Source organism: Variovorax stachyos (assembly GCF_051400855.1).
Lineage (GTDB): Bacteria > Pseudomonadota > Gammaproteobacteria > Burkholderiales > Burkholderiaceae_C > Variovorax.
On the sequence record NZ_JBLFFN010000007.1, the window covers coordinates 190,416 to 207,854 of the forward strand.

The following is a 17,439-nucleotide window of genomic DNA, read 5'->3' on the forward strand; positions in this document are numbered from 1 at the left end:
GTCACCGAGGAGCTTCGTGGACATCACCCAACTGCTGGCCTTCAGCGTGAAGAACAAGGCCTCGGACTTGCATCTTTCATCCGGCCTGCCCCCCATGATCCGCGTGCACGGCGACGTGCGGCGCATCAATGTCGACGCGCTCGACCACAAGGCCGTGCACGCCATGGTGTACGACATCATGAGCGACACGCACCGCAAGCACTACGAAGAATTCCTGGAGGTCGACTTCTCCTTCGAGATCGACGGCCTCGCGCGCTTCCGCGTGAACGCCTTCAACCAGGCCCGCGGCGCGGCGGCGGTGTTCCGGACCATTCCCTCGAAGATCCTCACGCTGGAGCAGCTCAACGCGCCCAAGATTTTCGGCGACCTCGCGCTCAAGCCTCGTGGCCTGGTGCTGGTGACCGGCCCGACGGGCTCGGGCAAGTCCACCACGCTGGCCGCGATGATCAACTATCTCAACGAGACCGAATACGGCCACATCCTGACGGTGGAAGACCCGATCGAGTTCGTGCACGAGTCCAAGAAGTGCCTGATCAACCAGCGCGAGGTCGGGCCGATGACGCTGTCCTTCGCCAACGCCCTGCGCTCGGCGCTGCGCGAGGACCCCGACGCGATCCTGGTCGGCGAAATGCGCGACCTGGAAACCATCCGCCTGGCGATGACCGCTGCCGAGACGGGCCACCTGGTGTTCGGCACCCTGCACACCTCCTCGGCCGCCAAGACGATCGACCGGATCATCGACGTGTTCCCGGGCGAGGAGAAGGAAATGATCCGCGCCATGCTGTCGGAGTCGCTGCAGGCCGTGGTCTCGCAGACCCTGTGCAAGACCAAGGACGGCCAGGGCCGGGTGGCGGCGCACGAGATCATGCTGGGCACCTCGGCCATCCGCAACCTGATCCGCGAGGGCAAGGTGGCGCAGATGTATTCCTCGATCCAGACCGGCAGCGGCCAGGGCATGCAGACGCTGGACCAATGCCTGACGGACCTGGTGCGGCGCAACGTCATTTCCGCCGCAGAAGCCCGCGGCAAAGCGAAGATCCCCGAGAATTTCCCGGGCTGAACATGGCTCACCCCCAGGTTGGCTCACTTCGTGTAGCCGCCCACCCCCTACCGGGGGCAACACCAGCGGCCCGGCAAAGCCGGTTCCGCGGTGTTCCCGGAATGGGGATAACCTTGAATGCCGCGCTCGTCCAGCGACGCCGGCCAAATTGACCTAGGAGTCGTCAGATGGAACGCGATCAAGCCAGCCAGTTCATCAACGAACTGCTCAAGCTCATGGTGAGCCGCAACGGCAGCGACCTGTTCATCACCGCCGACTTCCCGCCCGCCATCAAGGTCGACGGCAAGGTCACCAAGGTGTCGCAGCAGGCCCTGGGCTCGCAGCACACGCTGGCGCTCACGCGATCGATCATGAACGACCGCCAGACGGCCGAGTTCGAGCGCACCAAGGAGTGCAACTTCGCGATCTCGCCCACCGGCATCGGCCGCTTCCGCGTCAACGCATTCGTGCAGCAGGGCAAGGTCGGCATGGTGCTGCGGACCATTCCGGCCAAGCTCCCCACCATCGACGGGCTGGGCATGCCGCAGGTGCTGAAGGATGTGACGATGACCAAGCGCGGCCTGTGCATCCTGGTGGGCGCCACCGGCTCGGGCAAGTCGACCACGCTGGCCGCGATGATCGACTGGCGCAACGAGAATTCCTTCGGCCACATCGTGACGGTGGAGGACCCGGTGGAGTTCGTGCATCCGCACAAGAACTGCGTGGTGACGCAGCGCGAGGTGGGCATCGACACCGACAGCTGGGAGGCCGCGCTCAAGAACACGCTGCGCCAGGCCCCCGACGTGATCCTGATGGGCGAGATCCGCGACCGCGAGACCATGGAGCATGCGGTGGCCTTCGCCGAGACCGGCCACCTGTGCATGGCCACGCTGCACGCCAACAGTGCCAACCAGGCGCTCGACCGCATCATCAACTTCTTCCCCGAGGAGCGCCGCGCCCAGCTGCTGATGGACCTGTCGCTCAACCTGCGCTCGCTGATCTCGCAGCGCCTGATCCCGACCGAGGACGGACGCGGCCGCGTCGCCGCGGTGGAGATCCTGCTGAACACCCCGCTGATCACCGACCTGATCTACAAGGGCGAGGTCGGCGAGATCAAGGAGGTCATGAAGAAGAGCCGCAACCTCGGCATGCAGACCTTCGACCAGGCGCTGTTCGACCTGTTCGAGACCAACATGATTTCCTTCGAGGACGCGCTGCGCAACGCCGACTCGGCCAATGACCTTCGGCTGCAGATCAAGCTCAACAGTCAGCGCGCGCGCACGACCGACCTCTCCGCCGGCACCGAGCACTTCGCGATCGTCTGAGAAGGTGTGAACGAACCCGCGAGGCGGCAAGGGCGATAAGCTCGCCCTCATGAGCAGCCTCAACCCCAAAACCTACGACCCCATCCCGGCGCACAAGGTCGCCTTCCTCGGCCTCGGCGTGATGGGCTACCCGATGGCCGGGCACCTCGCCCTGGCCGGCCACAGCGTCGCGGTCTACAACCGCACCGCAGCGAAGTCCGCCGCTTGGCAACAGGAGTTCGGCTCCCAGGCCAAGGGCAGCCTGCGCCACGCCCCCACGCCGCGCGAAGCCGCAGCCGGCGCCGACATCGTGTTCTGCTGCGTCGGCAACGACGACGACCTGCGCTCGGTGGTGCTGGGCGAGCACGGCGCCCTGGCCGGCATGGCAAAGGGCGCGGTCTTCGTCGACCACACCACCGCCTCGGCCGACGTGGCGCGCGAGCTGTCGAAGACCGCGCTGGAACGCGGCGTGCAGTTCATCGATGCCCCGGTTTCCGGTGGCCAGGCCGGCGCGCAGAACGGCGCGCTGACGGTGATGTGCGGCGGCGACGCAACCGCCTTCGAGCGCGTGAAGCCGGTCATCGCCGCCTTCGCTCGCGCCGTCACGCGGCTCGGCGACAGCGGCGCGGGCCAGCTCGCGAAAATGGTCAACCAGATCGCGATCGCGGGCCTGGTGCAGGGCCTGTCGGAAGCCATCGCCTTCGGCCAGCGCGCCGGGCTCGACATGAACGAGGTGCTGGCCGTGATCGGCAAGGGCGCCGCGCAGAGCTGGCAGATGGACAACCGCGGCAAGACCATGGTCGAGGGCAAGTTCGACTTCGGCTTCGCGGTCGACTGGATGCGCAAGGACCTCGGCCTGGTGCTCGACGAGGCCAAGCGCAACGGCGCGCGGCTGCCGGTGACCGCGCTGGTGGATCAGTTCTATGCCGACGTGCAGCAGGCCGGCGGCCGACGCTGGGATACGTCGAGCCTGATCACGCGATTGAAATAGGCTCGCCCCCAGGTTGGCTCACTTCGTGTAGCCGCCCACCCCCTACCGGGGGCAACACCAGCGGCCCGGCAAAGCCGGTTCCGCGGTGTTCCTGGAATCCCCTATCGGACGGGGGTGGCGATCGCACCGCCGGAGGGCTGCGAAGAGCCGGCGGGAGGCAGCGGCTCCATGGGTGGCAGCGGCACGTTGGAGCGCGAGCCGGCCGGCGCGGCACCGGTGCCGCCCTGCTGCGGCTGGCCGGCCAGCTCCGACTCGCTGACGATCTCGACCACGCGCACCACCTTCTGCACGCCGGAGATGCCGCGGGCGATTTCCGTGGCGCGATCGGTCTCGCGCCGCGTGGCCAGTCCCATCAGGTAGACCGTGCCGCGCTCCACGACGACCTTGAAGGAGTTGGCGAAGATGTCCTTGGCGTCGAGCAGCGACGCCTTGATCTTGCCGGCAATCAGGGTGTCGCTGGAGCGCTCCTGGAAGGTGCTCGGCGCGCCGATCGTCAGCTCGTTGACCACCGAGCGCACGTTGTCGACGCGGCGCACCACGTCCTCGACGCGGCGGCGATCGGCCTCGCTGCCCACCGCACCGGTCAGCAGCACCTGGCGGTTGTAGCTGGTGACGCTGACGTACATCTGGTCGTTGGCGATCTCGCGCACCCGCGCGCTTGCGCGCAGCTCGATGCCCTGGTCGTCGAGCTGTGCGCCCGAGCTGCGGCGGTCGGTCGCCACCATGCCCGCGCCCACCACCGCCGCGCCGCCGACCACCAGCGGCACGCAGGCGGAGAGGCTGGCAGCCAGTGCAGCGCCCGCGGTCAAGGCCAACGCAAGGCGCTGGAGAGATGTCGTCGTCATATGGAACCTTCCTGTTCTCCGAGTAACTGGGCATCCACGCCGTCGCACAGGCAGTGCAGCACGAGCAGGTGGACTTCGTGGATGCGCGCCGCGCGCTCGTGCGGCACGCAGATCTGGACATCGGTTTCGCGCAAGGCGCGCCCGACGGCGCCGCCGGGATTGCTGCTGCTGGCGCCGCTGCCCGCGCCGTTGCCCAGCAGGGCCACCACGGTCATGTCGCGCGCATGCGCTGCCTCGAGCGCGGCCAGCACGGCGGCCGATTGGCCGCTGGCGCTGAGGGCCAGCAGCACGTCGCCACCCTGCCCGAGTGCGCGCACCTGGCGCGCGAAGCGGTCCGGGTCGCCGGCCTCGGGCGTGTCGGCGGCGGGGTCGACGGCGTCGAATGGCAGCGCGATGGCGCCGAGGCCGGGACGATCTCGTTCGAAGCGGCCGACGAACTGGGCGGCGAACTGCGCCGCCAGCAGGCCCGAGACCCCCGCGCCGCACGCCAGGACCTTGCCGCCGCTGGTCACGCACGCAAGCAGTGCCTGCATGGCCTGGGAGATCGGTTTGCCGAGAAGCGGGCCGGCCTGGTACTTGAGGTCCGCGCTGTCGATGAAGTGCTGCTGGATCCGTTGCTCGAGCATGGGGCGGGATGATAACTGCGGGTCGGGCAACAAAAGGTTATTGCCTCACTTGAGTGCGGCGCAGAGGCCGGGTTCCCGCGCCGGAAAAACATCAATCGGCATCGAAGGCGGCGCGGATCCATTCGATCTGCGCCTCCAGCAGCACCACGTCGAAGCGGCAGGGCGGCAACGTGCGCAGGCGGCTCAGGTAGTGCCGCGCCGCGAAGACGATGCGCCGCCGCTTCGCGCCGGTGATGCTGGAGCCCGCGCCGCCATGGCTCGCGCCGGCGCGGTGGCGCACCTCGACGAAGACCAGCGTGCCGTCACCCGGATCGCGCATGATCAGGTCGATCTCGCCGCCGCCCCGGCCCGGGTTCGATAATTGCGCGCGACCAGCACCAGGCCGGCCGACTGCAGATGCGCGAGCGCGGCCGCCTCGGCTGCATCGCCGCGCTGCTTGGTGGTGGCCTCGGCCGCCTTCTTGTTCTGGAGAAACACGCTTGACCTCCCTCGCCCCTGCTTCCTTCGGCGCAGCCCTTCAGGCCGCGCGCGATGCCGCGGGCGCGCAGCATTATCCCGAAGGCGCGCTCTACGTCGTCGCCACCCCGATCGGCAACCTGGCGGACATCACGCTGCGCGCCCTCCACGTGCTGCAGCTGGTCGATGCCGTGGCCTGCGAGGACACGCGCCACACGCAAGGCCTGTTGCGCGCCTACGGCATCGAGCGGCCCGCGGCCAGGCTGCTCGCGCTGCACCAGCACAACGAGGCCGAGGCGGCACAGGCCGTGATCGCGCGCCTCGCGGCCGGCGAGCGCATCGCCTATGTCAGCGATGCCGGCACGCCCGGCGTCAGCGATCCCGGCGCGCGCTTGGCCACTGCGGTGCGTGCAGCGGGCCTGCGCGTGCTGCCGCTGCCGGGCGCGAGCAGCGTGACCACGCTGGTGTCGGCCGCAGGGCTGGTTGCGGACGGCGATGCCGGGAGTGCCTTCGTCTTCGCCGGCTTCCTGCCCGCCAAGCCCGGCGAGCGCGATGCCGCCGTGCAGGCGCTCGCCGCCGAGCGGCGCAGCGTGGTGCTGCTCGAGGCGCCGCATCGCATCGAGGCGCTGGCGCGTTCCCTGGCCCTGCTGGGCGGGCGGCGCGTGACGGTGGGGCGCGAGCTCACCAAGCAGTTCGAGGAGATCGCCACCCTGCCCGCGGCCGAGCTGCCCGCCTGGCTTGCGGCCAGCCGCGACCGCACCCGCGGCGAGTTCGCGCTGGCGCTGCATCCCGCGCCGGCGGCTGCGGACGACGACGCCGAAGCCCGGCGCGTCCTGCAGCTGCTGCTGGCCGAGCTGCCGCTCAAGAGCGCAGTGCGCCTGGCGGCCGAGATCAGCGGCGCACCGCGCAATGCGCTCTACGAGCTGGCGCTGCGCCTGCGCGAAGAGCCCAGCGACTAGCGGCTTGCATTCCAGCGCGAAGGATCGAAGGGTTGCGCGCGGAGCCATGTCCGCTTCCGGTAGCCGCGGTGCCGATCAGCCGTCGAGCTCGGGATAGCGCCTGAAGATGCCTTCTTCGTTGAACGGAATGCGCCGCGGGCTCTGCAGGTACTCGTGCACGCGCTGCCGGCGTGCCACGTTGGCATGCAGCTTGACCACGGCCGGGGTGCGGCCCAGCGCACGTGCCGTCGCCTTCGGGAAGGCATAGCGCAGTCCCGCCACCAGCTGGAACAGCGAGAGGTCCGCGTACGTCAGGCCCTCGCCCACGAGATGCTGGTCGCCCGCCGGATTGCGTTGCAGCACGCGCTCGAACCAATCGAGGTACTTCGGGATGCGCTCCTCGCGGAAGCACCTGGCGCGCGCCTGCGCGGCCTCGCGCTGCTCCTCGTAGTAGGCCCCGCTGGAGATCGGGTGGTGCGTGTCGTGGGCTTCCGCCACCACGTCGGCAATGGTGAGCTGCAGCTGGTGCGTCCAGAGCGCATCGCGCTCGCCGATGCCGGCCAAGCCCAGGCGCGGGCCCAGGTACAGCAGGATCGCAGCCGTCTGGCCGACCACGATGTCGCCATCGACCAGGAAGGGCGGCGCAAAGGAGGCGCGCGGATTGTCAGGATCGCTCAGCCGCCGCACCAGCGCGGCCTCGCCGCCACCGCGGGCCGGCGGCTCGCGCGCCACATCGACATAGTCGGCACCGGCCGCCTCGAGTGCGAGCCGCACGAATTCGCCGCGGCCCTGGATGGTGGGCCAGTAGTGGAGCTGGTAGGTCACGTCGCGCCCTTTCGCGCGCATGCTACCGCGACACGCTCCCTCGTCAACGCCCCCAGCGCAGCACCATCGGATCCAGCCGCCTGGCGGTCTCGATCAGCCCCTTGCGCGTCTCCGGATGCAGCGCCGGCCACGGGTGGCGCGGCGCCTCGCAGGCGATCACCCCGCCCTCCTTCATCAGCGCCTTCGCGGCCAGGAAGCCGGCCTGCCGGTTCTCGTAGTTGATCAGCGGCAGCCAGCGCTCGTAGAGCGCATAGGCCCGCTCGCGGTCGCCGTTGCGATGCGCCTCGATGATGGGCCGGATGCCGTCCGGATAGCCGCCGCCTGTCATCGACCCGGTCGCACCGGCGTCCAGGTCGGGCAGCAAGGTGATCGCCTCTTCGCCATCCCAGGGCCCTTCGATCGTCTGGCCTCCCAGGCGGATCAGCTCCCGCAGCTTCGATGCGGCGCCCGCGGTCTCGATCTTGAAGTAGGCGACATGCTCGATCTCCATGGCCAGGCGCGCGAGGAACGAAGCCGACAGCGGCGTGCCGCTTGCCGGCGCGTCCTGGATCATGATGGGAATGTCGATGGCGTCCGACACGCGCGCATAGAAGGCCTGGATCTGCGGCTCGATGAAGCGGAAGGTGGCCCCGTGGTACGGCGGCATCACCATCACCATGGCCGCGCCCATGTCCTGCGCGCGCCGGCTGCGCTCCGCGCAGACGCGGGTGCTGGTGTGCGTGGTGGTGACGATCACCGGCACGCGGCCCGCGACATGCGCGAGCACCGTGCGCGTGAGCACCTCGCGCTCCTCGTCCGACAGCAGGAACTGCTCGGAGAAGTTCGCCAGGATGCAGATGCCGTCGGAACCGGCGTCGATCATGAAGTCGATGCAGCGCTTCTGGCTGTCGAGGTCGAGCTCGCCCGATTCGGTGAAGGTGGTGGGCGCGACGGGATAGATGCCGCGATGGCGGGGGTTGTCCAGGGTCATGCAGGCTCCGCGGAAGAAGGAATGGAGGTGGGTCAGTGAGAGTGCCGCGGCACCTCGGAACCGCGGCAGCCCACCAGGAAGTCGAAATCGCAGCCCTCGTCAGCCTGCAGCACATGGTCGATGTACAGGCGCCGGTAGCCGCCCTGCGCCTTTGCTGCGGGCGGTTCCTCGGCCGGTGCGGCCAGTGCAGCCAGCGCGGCGAGGCGAGCGGCCAATTCCTCGTCGCTGATGTCCAGGTGCAGGCGGCCCCCTTCGCAGTCCAGCTCGATCCAGTCGCCATCGCGCACCGCCGCAAGCGGACCACCCGCCGCGGCCTCGGGCGCGACATGCAGCACCACCGTGCCGTAGGCCGTGCCGCTCATGCGCGCGTCGGAGATGCGCACCATGTCCTTCACGCCCTGGCGCAGCAGCTTGGGCGGCAGGCCCATGTTGCCGACCTCCGCCATGCCGGGGTAGCCGCGCGGGCCGCAGTTCTTCATCACCAGCACCGAGCTCGCGTCGACCTCCAGCGATTCGTCGACGATGCGGCGCTTGTAGTGGTCGAAGTCCTCGAACACCACCGCCCGGCCGCGATGCTGCAGCAGCTCGGGCGTGGCAGCCGAGGGCTTGAGGACCGCGCCGCGCGGCGACAGGTTGCCGCGCAGGATGCGGATGCTGCCGTCGTCCATCAGCGGCCGGTCCAGCGGGCGGATCACCTCGTCGTCGTAACTGGGCGCTTCGCGCACGTTGTCCCAGAGCGTGCTGCCGTTGACGGTGAGCGCGCCGGGATGCGGCAGCAGCCCCGCCTCGCCCAGCCGACGCAGCACCGCGGGCAGGCCGCCGGCGTAGTAGAACTCCTCCATGAGGAAGCGCCCCGAGGGCATCAGGTCGACGATGGTGGGCGTGCCGCGGCCGATGCGGGTCCAGTCCTCCAGCGCCAAATCGACGCCGATGCGTCCGGCAATAGCCTTGAGATGGATCACCGCGTTGGTCGATCCGCCGATCGCCGCATTCACGCGGATGGCGTTCTCGAAGGCCTCGCGCGTGAGGATCTTCGACAGCGTCAAGCCCTCGCGTGCCATCGCGACCGCGCGGGCGCCCGACATCTGCGCCAGCACGTAGCGGCGCGCGTCCACCGCCGGGATCGCCGCGTTGTGCGGCAGCGAGGTGCCCAGCGCCTCGGCCATGCAGGCCATGGTCGAGGCCGTGCCCATGGTGTTGCAGGTGCCGGCCGAGCGCGACATGCCGCCTTCGGCCGCGAGGAAGTGGTGCAGGTCGATCTCACCCGCCTTGAACGACTCGTGCAGCTGCCACACCGCCGTGCCCGAGCCGATGTTGCGCCCCTCGAGCTTGCCGTTGAGCATCGGCCCGCCGGTCACCACGATGGCGGGGATGTCGCAGCTTGCCGCGCCCATCAGCAGCGCAGGCGTGGTCTTGTCGCAGCCGGTGAGCAGCACCACCGCATCGATCGGATTGCCGCGGATCGCCTCCTCCACGTCCATGCTCGCGAGGTTGCGGGTGAACATCGCGGTCGGCCGCAGGTTCGACTCGCCGTTGGAGAACACCGGGAACTCCACGGGGAAGCCGCCGGCCTCCGAGATGCCGCGCTTCACATGCTCGGCGATCTTGCGGAAGTGCGCGTTGCAGGGCGTGAGCTCCGACCAGGTGTTGCAGATGCCCACGATGGGGCGGCCATCGAACTCGTGGTCGGGGATGCCCTGGTTCTTCATCCAGCTGCGGTACATGAAGCCGTTCTTGTCGGCCGGGCCGAACCATTGGGCGGAACGTAGTTTCTTGGGGGCATCCGGCATGAGCGGGCTTTCTCGGGAACGGTGATGGAAGAGACTCAGCGCCGCGGCGCGCGCGCCGTGAAGAAGCGCTGCAGCAGGCAGAAGAAGAAGAGCAAGGCGCCCACGACGATGCGCGTCCACCAGGAACTCAGCGTGCCGTCGAAGGCGATCAGCGTCTGGATGATCCCGAGCGTGAGCACGCCGAACAGCGTGCCGGCCACATAGCCGACGCCGCCGGTCAGCAGCGTGCCGCCGATCACCACGGCCGCGATGGCGTCGAGCTCCAGCCCCATCGCATGCAGGCCGTAGCCCGAGAGCATGTAGAAGGTGAAGATCACGCCCGCGAGCGCCGAGCAGAAACCCGAGAGCGCATACACGCCCACCAGCGTCGAGCGCACCGGCAAGCCCATCAGCATGGCCGAGTGCTCGCTCCCGCCGATCGCGTAGACCGTGCGGCCGAAGGGCGTCCAGTGCGCGACGAACACCGCCAGCACCAGCACCGCCAGCGCGATCACGGCGCTGACCGACAGCGAGGCCCCGAAGCCCACCGGAATGCGCAGCTGCGAGACCGACGCATAGAACTCGTTCGTGATGCTGATCGAATCGATGCTGATCAGGTAGCAAAGCCCGCGTGCCAGGAACATGCCCGCGAGCGTGACGATGAAGGGCTGCAGCCGGAAGCGCTCGATCAGCACGCCCATCACGCCGCCGAAGGCCGTGCCCATCAGCAGCACCAGCGGGATGACCACCGCGGGGTTCCAGCCATGCTTCTCCACCAGCGAGGCCGAGACCATGGTGGTGAGCGCGATCACCGAGCCCACCGACAGGTCGATGCCGCCCGACAGGATCACGAAGCTCATGCCCACCGCCACCACGATCAGGAAGGCGTTGTCGATCAGCAGGTTGAGGAAGACCTGCGCCGAGAAGAAGCCGTCGTAGAGCACCGAGCCGAGCGCGGCCATCGCGACGAAGAGCGAGATCGTGGCGGCCAGCGGCAGGTACTTGGGGTTGAAGCGCGGGTGCCGCGCCGTGCCGGTCACGGCGCCGGCCACGGCCGTCTTCTGTTCCTGCATCACCGCGCTCATCGGTCCGCTCCTTCGAGTGCGGGCCGCCGCGCCAGGCTGCCGACCGCGGCACGGAATTCAGGCGACTGCAGCAGCATCACCGCGAACACCACCGCCGCCTTCACCACCAGGTTGATCTCGGGCGGCACGCCCAGCGAGTAGATGGCGTAGGTCAGCGTCTGAATGATGAGCGCGCCGATCACGCTGCCCACGAGGCTGAAGCGCCCGCCGGTGAGCGCGGTACCGCCCAGCGTCACGGCCAGGATCGCGTCGAGCTCGAGCAGCTGGCCGGCGTTGTTGCCGTCCGCACTCTTCACGTTCGAGCTGATCAGCAGCCCTGCGACGCCCGCGCAGGCGCCGCAGAAGGCGTAGGCGCCCACCACCAGGCGGCGCGCCTTCACGCCGGCCACGCGGGCCGCCGTCGGGTTGATGCCCACCGCCTGGATGAACAGCCCGAGCGCCGTGCGCGTGAGCGCAAGGTACAGCGCGATGAAGACCAGCGCCACGACGAAGAGCGAGAAGGGCAAGCCCAGCAGGTAGCCGCTGCCCAGGAAGAAGAAGGGCTGGTAGTAGATGGTGATGATCTGCCCGCCGGTGATGAGCTGCGCGATGCCGCGGCCCGCCACCATCAGGATCAGCGTGGCGATGATGGGCTGCATGCCCACGCGTGCGACCAGCAGCCCGTTCCAAAGCCCGCAGACCAGGGCCACGCCGATGGCCGAGGCGATGGCCACCGGCATCGGGAAGCGGCTGACGTTGCCCGAGACCGAGCCGCCGATCATCCAGGCCGCGAGCGCCGCCGCGATGGCGACCACTGCGCCCACCGAGATGTCGATGCCGCGCGTCGCGATCACCAGCGTCATGCCCAGCGAGACCAGCACCAGCGGCGCCGCGCGGTTGAGGATGTCGATCAGGCTGCCGTAGAGATGCCCGTCGCGCCACTCCAGATGCAGGAAGCCGGGGTTGAACGCCGCGTTGAGCGCGAGCAGCAGCACCAGCGTGAGCAATGGCCAGGCGAGCCGGTGGCGCAGGGCCATGGCGAGAACACCGGGAGAGGGAGCGGTGCTCATGGGGTGGCCGCGATCAGTTCGCATACTTCGTCCTCGCTGCTGCCGGCGGGCAGTTCGCCCACCTTGCGGCGGTCTCGCAGCACCACGATGCGGTGCGCCACGCGCACCACCTCGCTCATTTCCGACGAGATGAAGAGCACCGCCATGCCGGCCTGTGCGAGCTTCAGGATCTGGTCCATGATTTCCTGCTTGGCCCCGACGTCGATGCCGCGCGTCGGCTCGTCGAGGATCAGCAGCCGCGGCTCGGTGGCGAGCCAGCGCGCGATCACGGCCTTTTGCTGGTTGCCGCCGGAGAGCAGGCCGATCGGCGTTTCCACGCTCGCCGTCTTGATGCCGAGCGCGGCCACGTAGCGCTCGGCCAGCGCCGTCTGCTCCGCGCGCGACAGGAAGCGCCGCGCGCCCAGCCTGGCCTGCAGCGCCAGCGCGATGTTCTCGCGCACCGACAGCTCGGCCACGATGCCGTCGGTCTTGCGCTCCTCGGGGCACAGCGCCAGCCCGTGGCGGACCGCGTCGGCCGGGCTGGCGAAGCGCACCAGCTCGCCATCGATGCGCAGCTGCCCGCGATCGGGCGCCTCCAGGCCGAAGAGCAGGCGCGCGAGTTCCGTGCGGCCCGCGCCCAGCAGGCCGGCGAGCCCGACGATCTCGCCGGCACGAATGCGCAGGTCCAGCGGCTGCAGCAGCCCCGACTGGCCGAGCCCCTGCGCGTCCAGCATCGCCGGTGTGTCGATGGCGACCACGGGCAGCGCGGCCGGCCGCGCCGATTGCGCTGCCAGCTCGCGCCCGAGCATTGCGGCGATCAGCGCCTGCGGTCCCAGCTCGCTCGCGCGCCATTCGCCGACCCAGGTGCCGTTGCGCAGGACCGTGATGCGGTCCGACACCTCGTACACCTGGTTCAGGAAGTGCGTGACGAACACGATCGCCAGCCCTTCGCTGCGCAGCCGGCGCAGCACCTCGAAGAGCTTGCGAACCTCGTCCTCGTCCAGGCTGGAGGTCGGCTCATCGAGGATCAGCACCTTGGAGGACAGGCCGAGTGCGCGCGCGATCGCGACCATCTGCTGCACCGCGACCGGGTAGCTCGACAGCAGCCGGCCGACGTCGATCTCCAGCCCGATGCGCGCCAGCAGCTCGCGCGCACGCCGATGGACGGCCGACCAGTCGATGCGAAAGCCCTCGACAGCGCCGCGCCGCGGATACCGCCCCGCAAACACGTTCTCGGCCACCGAGAGGTTGGGACACAGATTGACTTCCTGGTAGACGGTGCTGATGCCCAGCTTCTGCGCCTCCAGCGGCGAGGCGGGCTGGATGGGCTGGCCTTCCAGCCGCATGGTGCCGCCGCCCGAGGGCAGCGCGCCGGTGAGCACCTTGATCAGCGTGGACTTGCCCGCGCCGTTCTGGCCCATCAGCGCGTGGATCTCGCCCGCATACAGCCGCAGCTGCACGTCGCGCAGCGCGCTGACGCCGGCGAACTGCTTGTGGATGCCCGAAAGCTCCAGGACCGGCTGCTGCATCTCTGCGCTCATCGCGATCTCACTTGTTCTTGTTGTACACGTCGACGAACACCGCCGCCAGCAGCACCAGGCCCTTGATGACCTGCTGGTAGTCGATGCCGATGCCGAGGATCGACATGCCGTTGTTCATCACGCCCATCACGAAGGCGCCGATCACCGCGCCCATCACCTTGCCCACGCCGCCCGAGGCCGACGCACCGCCGATGAAGCAGGCCGCGATCACGTCGAGCTCGAAGCCCAGCCCGGCCTTGGGGGTGGCGGTGTTCAGGCGCGCGGCGAACACCAGCCCCGCCAGCGCGGCCAGCACGCCCATGTTGACGAAGGCCAGGAAGGCCAGCCGCTGCGTCTTGATGCCCGAGAGCCGCGCCGCCTTCTCGTTGCCGCCCAGCGCATAGATGCGCCGCCCGACCGTGGTCCGCGTGGTCACGAAGTCGTAGGCCACGATCAGCACCGCCATCACGATCAGCACGTTGGGCAGCCCCTTGTAGGAGGCCAGCAGCCAGCTGAAGAACAGGATGATGGCCGCGAACAGCACGTTCTTCAGCAGGAAGAAGGCGAAGGGCTCCGCCTCCATGCCGTGCCGCGCCAGCCTTGCGCGCCCGCGCAGCTTGAAGAACACCAGCGCCACTGCAGCGAGCGCGCCCAGAAGCAGCGAGGTCAGCCGCAGGCCGTCGGTGGCCAGGGCCTCGGGGATGAAGCCCGAGCTCAGGCGCTGGAAGGCGACCGGGAAGGGGCCGACCGACTGGCCCGCCAGCAGCGCCAGCGTCAGGCCCTTGAACACCAGCATGCCCGCCAGCGTGACGATGAACGAAGGGATGCGGGAGTACGCCACGAACCAGCCTTGCGCGGCGCCGATTGCGCCGCCGGCGATCAGGCAGGCGAGGAAGGTGGGAACGAAATGCCATTCGTACTCCACCATCAGCACCGCGGCCAGCGCGCCGATGAAGCCGCACACCGAGCCCACCGACAGGTCGATGTGGCCGGCGACGATCACCAGCAGCATGCCCAGCGCCATGATGACGATGTAGCTGTTCTGCAGCACCAGGTTGGTGAGGTTGAGCGGCTGCAGCAGCGTGCCGTCGGTCAGCACCTGGAACAGCACCATGATCGCGACCAGCGAGATCAGCATGCCGTACTCGCGCAGGTTGCTCTTCAGGAATCCTGGATGGATGGAGGGCTTCGCGGCCAGCCCCTCCATCCCCGTTGCGGCCTTCGCCGCCTGTGCTTCATTGGCCATGGACGCCACCTCCCGAGTTCACGATCGCGCGCATGATGCGCTCCTGCGACGCTTCGGCCACCGGGTATTCGGCGACGAAGCGTCCTTCGTTCATCACATAGATCCGGTCGCACATCCCCAGCAGCTCGGGCATTTCCGAGGAGATCATCAGGATGCCCTTGCCCTCGCTCGCCAGCTGGTCGATGAGGCTGTAGATCTCGTACTTGGCCCCCACGTCGATGCCGCGCGTGGGCTCGTCGAGGATCAGCAGCTGCGGGTTGGCGAAGAGCCACTTGCTCAGCACCACCTTCTGCTGGTTGCCGCCCGAGAGGTTCACCACCTGCTGGTAGACATCGGCGCTGCGGATGCGCAGCGCCTTGCGGTAGTCGTTCGCCACCTTGTACTCGCGGCCCTCGTCGATCACCATCGCGCTCGACACGGCCTCGAGGTTCGCGAGGCTGATGTTGGTGCGGATGTCTTCCTCCAGCACCAGCCCGGCGCCCTTGCGGTCCTCGGTGACGTAGGCGATGCCATGGTCGATCGCCTTGCGGATGGTGCCGACGTCGACCTCCTTGCCGTGCATGCGCACCGTGCCGCTGATGCGCTGGCCGTAGGAGCGGCCGAAGACGCTCATCGCGAACTCGGTGCGCCCGGCGCCCATCAGGCCCGCGATGCCGACGATCTCTCCGCGGCACACGTGGAGGTTGACGCCCTTGATCTGCTCGCGGTCGGCGTGCAGCGCATGGTGCACCCGCCAGTCGCGCACCTCGAGCATGCGCTCGCCGATGCGCGGCGTGCGCTGCGGATAGCGGTGCGCCATGTCGCGCCCGACCATGCCGCGGATGATGCGGTCCTCGCTGATCGGCTCGCGGCGGCAGTCGATAGTCTCGACCGTGCTGCCGTCGCGCAGCACGGTGATCGCATCGGCGACCTTGGCGATCTCGCCCAGCTTGTGCGAGATCAGGATCGAGGCGATGCCCTGCGCCTTGAGCTCCAGCAACAGCGCGAGCAGCGCTTCGCTGTCGCTCTCGTTCAGGCTGGCGGTGGGCTCGTCGAGGATCAGCAGCCGCACCCGCTTGGACAGCGCCTTCGCGATCTCGACCAGCTGCTGCTTGCCCACGCCCAGGTCGGAGACCAGCGTGGTCGGCCGCTCGTTCAGGCCCACCTTGGCGAGCAGCTCGTGCGTGCGGCGCCAGGCCTCGCTCCAGTCGATGATGCCGCCGCGCGCCGTCTCGTTGCCGAGGAAGATGTTCTCGGCAATCGACAGCAGCGGCACCAGCGCCAGCTCCTGGTGGATGATGATGATGCCGAGCGCCTCGCTGTCGGCGATGCCGCGAAAGCGGCGCAGCTCGCCGTCGAAGTGGATCTCGCCGGTGTAGGAGTCGCAGGGGTAGACGCCGCTGAGCACCTTCATCAGCGTCGACTTGCCGGCGCCGTTCTCGCCCACCACGGCATGGATCTCGGCCGGGCGCACGGCGAGGTTGACCTTGTCCAGCGCGTTCACGCCGGGGAAGGTCTTGGTGATGGCGCGCATCTCCAGAAGAACGGCGTTCTTCGCACGGGCCTCGCCGCTTGCGTCGCTCACGCCGACATCGCTCACTTCGCTCACTTCGCTCACTTCGCTCAAGAGGCCTCCTTCGCGGCCGCGGGCCCGGCGGCCCGCCCGCCGTGCCGCACGCTCACTTGACCTGGCTTTCCTTGTAGTAGCCGCTGTCGACCAGCACCGGCTTCCAGTTCGAAGCGTCCACGCTCACCGGCTTCAGCAGGTAGGAAGGCACCACCTTCACGCCGTTGTTGTAGGTCTTGGTGTCGTTCACTTCCGGGGTCTTGCCGGCCAGCATGGCGTCGACCATCGCAACCGTGACCTTGGCCAGCTCGCGCGTGTCCTTGAACACGGTCGAGGTCTGCTCCTTGCGCAGGATCGACTTGACCGAAGGCACTTCCGCATCCTGGCCCGACACTACCGGCATCGGCTGCTGCGGCGTGCCGTAGCCCACGCCCTTGAGCGAGGAGATGATGCCGATCGACAGCCCGTCGTACGGCGAGAGCACCGCGTCCACGCGCTCCTTGGTGTAGTAGGCCGACAGCAGGTTGTCCATGCGCGCCTGCGCGACCGCGCCGTCCCAGCGCAGCGTGCCGACCTTGTCCATGCCCATCTGCTTGCTGCGCACCACCAGCTTGCCGCTCTTGATGTACGGGTCCAGTACCGACATCGCGCCGTTGTAGAAGAAGAAGGCGTTGTTGTCGTCGGGCGATCCGCCGAAGAGCTCGATGTTGAAGGGCCCCTTGCCGGATTTCAGGTCGAGCGCCTTTTCGATCGACTGCGCCTGCAGCACGCCGACCTGGAAGTTGTCGAAGGTCGCGTAGTAGTCGACGTTCTTCGATCCCTTGATGAGCCGGTCGTAGGCGATGACCTTCACGCCCTTGTCGGCAGCCTTCTGCAGCACGTCCGAAAGCGTGCTGCCGTCGATGGCCGCGATCACCAGCACCTTCGACCCCTTGGTCACCATGTTCTCGATCTGCGCGAGCTGGTTGGGGATGTCGTCGTCGGCGTACTGCAGGTCGGTCTTGTAGCCCTTCTCCTTGAAGTACTTGACCATGTTCGACCCGTCGGAGATCCAGCGGGCCGAGGACTTGGTCGGCATCGAGATCGCGATCGGGCCCTTGTCCTGCGCCTGGGCGAGCGAGGGAATGCCGGCCGTGCCGGCGATGGCGAGGGCGGCGGCGGCGAAGGTGGCTTTGAGGAAGTTGCGTTTCATGGACTATGTCTCCTAAATGGATCCGAGCTCATTCCAGGAACACCGCGGAACCGGCTTTG

At 68.5% G+C, this 17,439-nt stretch carries 15 protein-coding genes and 1 pseudogene; 4 read left to right on the plus strand and 12 right to left on the minus strand.

All coding sequences use genetic code 11. The annotated features are described in order from the left end of the window. Window positions 1-16: 16 nt before the first annotated feature. From ACMGEZ_RS15275 to ACMGEZ_RS15285, 3 genes are all read left to right on the plus strand, one after another. A complete protein-coding gene (locus ACMGEZ_RS15275) occupies window positions 17-1,060 on the plus strand; it encodes a type IV pilus twitching motility protein PilT (protein ID WP_162578250.1) in 1,044 nt (347 codons plus the stop codon). 167 nt (window positions 1,061-1,227) lie between these two features. Then, window positions 1,228-2,364: a PilT/PilU family type 4a pilus ATPase gene (locus ACMGEZ_RS15280; RefSeq protein ID WP_436823121.1), complete on the plus strand. Its 1,137-nt coding sequence runs from the start codon at window positions 1,228-1,230 to the stop codon at window positions 2,362-2,364. Window positions 2,365-2,413: 49 nt separating this feature from the next. After that, complete coding sequence (locus ACMGEZ_RS15285; protein WP_436823122.1) at window positions 2,414-3,334, plus strand: NAD(P)-dependent oxidoreductase; 921 nt, start codon at window positions 2,414-2,416, stop codon at window positions 3,332-3,334. 101 nt (window positions 3,335-3,435) lie between these two features. On the opposite strand, the gene ACMGEZ_RS15290 is transcribed toward ACMGEZ_RS15285, so the two are convergent. The 3 genes and pseudogenes from ACMGEZ_RS15290 to ACMGEZ_RS15300 form a co-directional block, all read right to left on the minus strand. Continuing rightward, window positions 3,436-4,179, minus strand: coding sequence for a BON domain-containing protein (locus tag ACMGEZ_RS15290; RefSeq protein ID WP_436823123.1), 744 nt, complete (start codon window positions 4,177-4,179; stop codon window positions 3,436-3,438). Then, the gene (locus ACMGEZ_RS15295; RefSeq protein ID WP_436823124.1) at window positions 4,176-4,805 is read right to left on the minus strand and encodes an SIS domain-containing protein; all 630 of its coding nucleotides are present in this window, start codon (window positions 4,803-4,805) and stop codon (window positions 4,176-4,178) included. The genes ACMGEZ_RS15290 and ACMGEZ_RS15295 overlap by 4 nt, the downstream gene beginning before the upstream one ends. 91 nt (window positions 4,806-4,896) lie before the next feature. Further along, window positions 4,897-5,282, minus strand: a pseudogene (locus ACMGEZ_RS15300) (YraN family protein). A 2-nt stretch (window positions 5,283-5,284) separates the two neighbouring features. Between ACMGEZ_RS15300 and rsmI the strand changes: the two are divergent. Then, window positions 5,285-6,220: a 16S rRNA (cytidine(1402)-2'-O)-methyltransferase gene (rsmI, locus tag ACMGEZ_RS15305; protein ID WP_436823125.1), complete on the plus strand. Its 936-nt coding sequence runs from the start codon at window positions 5,285-5,287 to the stop codon at window positions 6,218-6,220. Between the two features lie 75 nt (window positions 6,221-6,295). On the opposite strand, the gene ACMGEZ_RS15310 is transcribed toward rsmI, so the two are convergent. The 9 genes from ACMGEZ_RS15310 to chvE form a co-directional block, all read right to left on the minus strand. Further along, the gene (locus tag ACMGEZ_RS15310; protein WP_436823284.1) at window positions 6,296-7,024 is read right to left on the minus strand and encodes a glutathione S-transferase; all 729 of its coding nucleotides are present in this window, start codon (window positions 7,022-7,024) and stop codon (window positions 6,296-6,298) included. A gap of 43 nt (window positions 7,025-7,067) precedes the next feature. After that, window positions 7,068-7,994, minus strand: a complete 927-nt coding sequence (locus tag ACMGEZ_RS15315) for a dihydrodipicolinate synthase family protein (RefSeq protein ID WP_436823126.1) — start codon at window positions 7,992-7,994, stop codon at window positions 7,068-7,070. Between the two features lie 32 nt (window positions 7,995-8,026). Further along, complete coding sequence (locus ACMGEZ_RS15320) at window positions 8,027-9,784, minus strand: IlvD/Edd family dehydratase (RefSeq protein WP_436823127.1); 1,758 nt, start codon at window positions 9,782-9,784, stop codon at window positions 8,027-8,029. A 35-nt stretch (window positions 9,785-9,819) separates the two neighbouring features. Then, window positions 9,820-10,848 (minus strand): galactofuranose ABC transporter, permease protein YjfF, encoded by a 1,029-nt coding sequence (gene yjfF / locus ACMGEZ_RS15325; protein WP_436823128.1) that lies wholly within the window; start codon window positions 10,846-10,848, stop codon window positions 9,820-9,822. Further along, a complete protein-coding gene (locus ACMGEZ_RS15330; protein ID WP_436823129.1) occupies window positions 10,845-11,897 on the minus strand; it encodes an ABC transporter permease in 1,053 nt (350 codons plus the stop codon). Before ACMGEZ_RS15330 ends, yjfF begins: the two co-directional genes overlap by 4 nt. Further along, complete coding sequence (locus ACMGEZ_RS15335) at window positions 11,894-13,417, minus strand: sugar ABC transporter ATP-binding protein (protein WP_436823130.1); 1,524 nt, start codon at window positions 13,415-13,417, stop codon at window positions 11,894-11,896. The genes ACMGEZ_RS15330 and ACMGEZ_RS15335 overlap by 4 nt, the downstream gene beginning before the upstream one ends. Window positions 13,418-13,424: 7 nt before the next feature. Then, complete coding sequence (gene mmsB / locus ACMGEZ_RS15340) at window positions 13,425-14,603, minus strand: multiple monosaccharide ABC transporter permease (RefSeq protein WP_436823285.1); 1,179 nt, start codon at window positions 14,601-14,603, stop codon at window positions 13,425-13,427. 28 nt (window positions 14,604-14,631) lie between these two features. Then, entirely contained in the window at window positions 14,632-16,155 is a 1,524-nt protein-coding gene (gene mmsA, locus ACMGEZ_RS15345; RefSeq protein ID WP_436823286.1) for a multiple monosaccharide ABC transporter ATP-binding protein, read from the minus strand. Window positions 16,156-16,300: 145 nt separating this feature from the next. Next, window positions 16,301-17,380: a multiple monosaccharide ABC transporter substrate-binding protein gene (gene chvE / locus ACMGEZ_RS15350; protein WP_436823131.1), complete on the minus strand. Its 1,080-nt coding sequence runs from the start codon at window positions 17,378-17,380 to the stop codon at window positions 16,301-16,303. Between the last annotated feature and the right edge of the window lie 59 nt (window positions 17,381-17,439).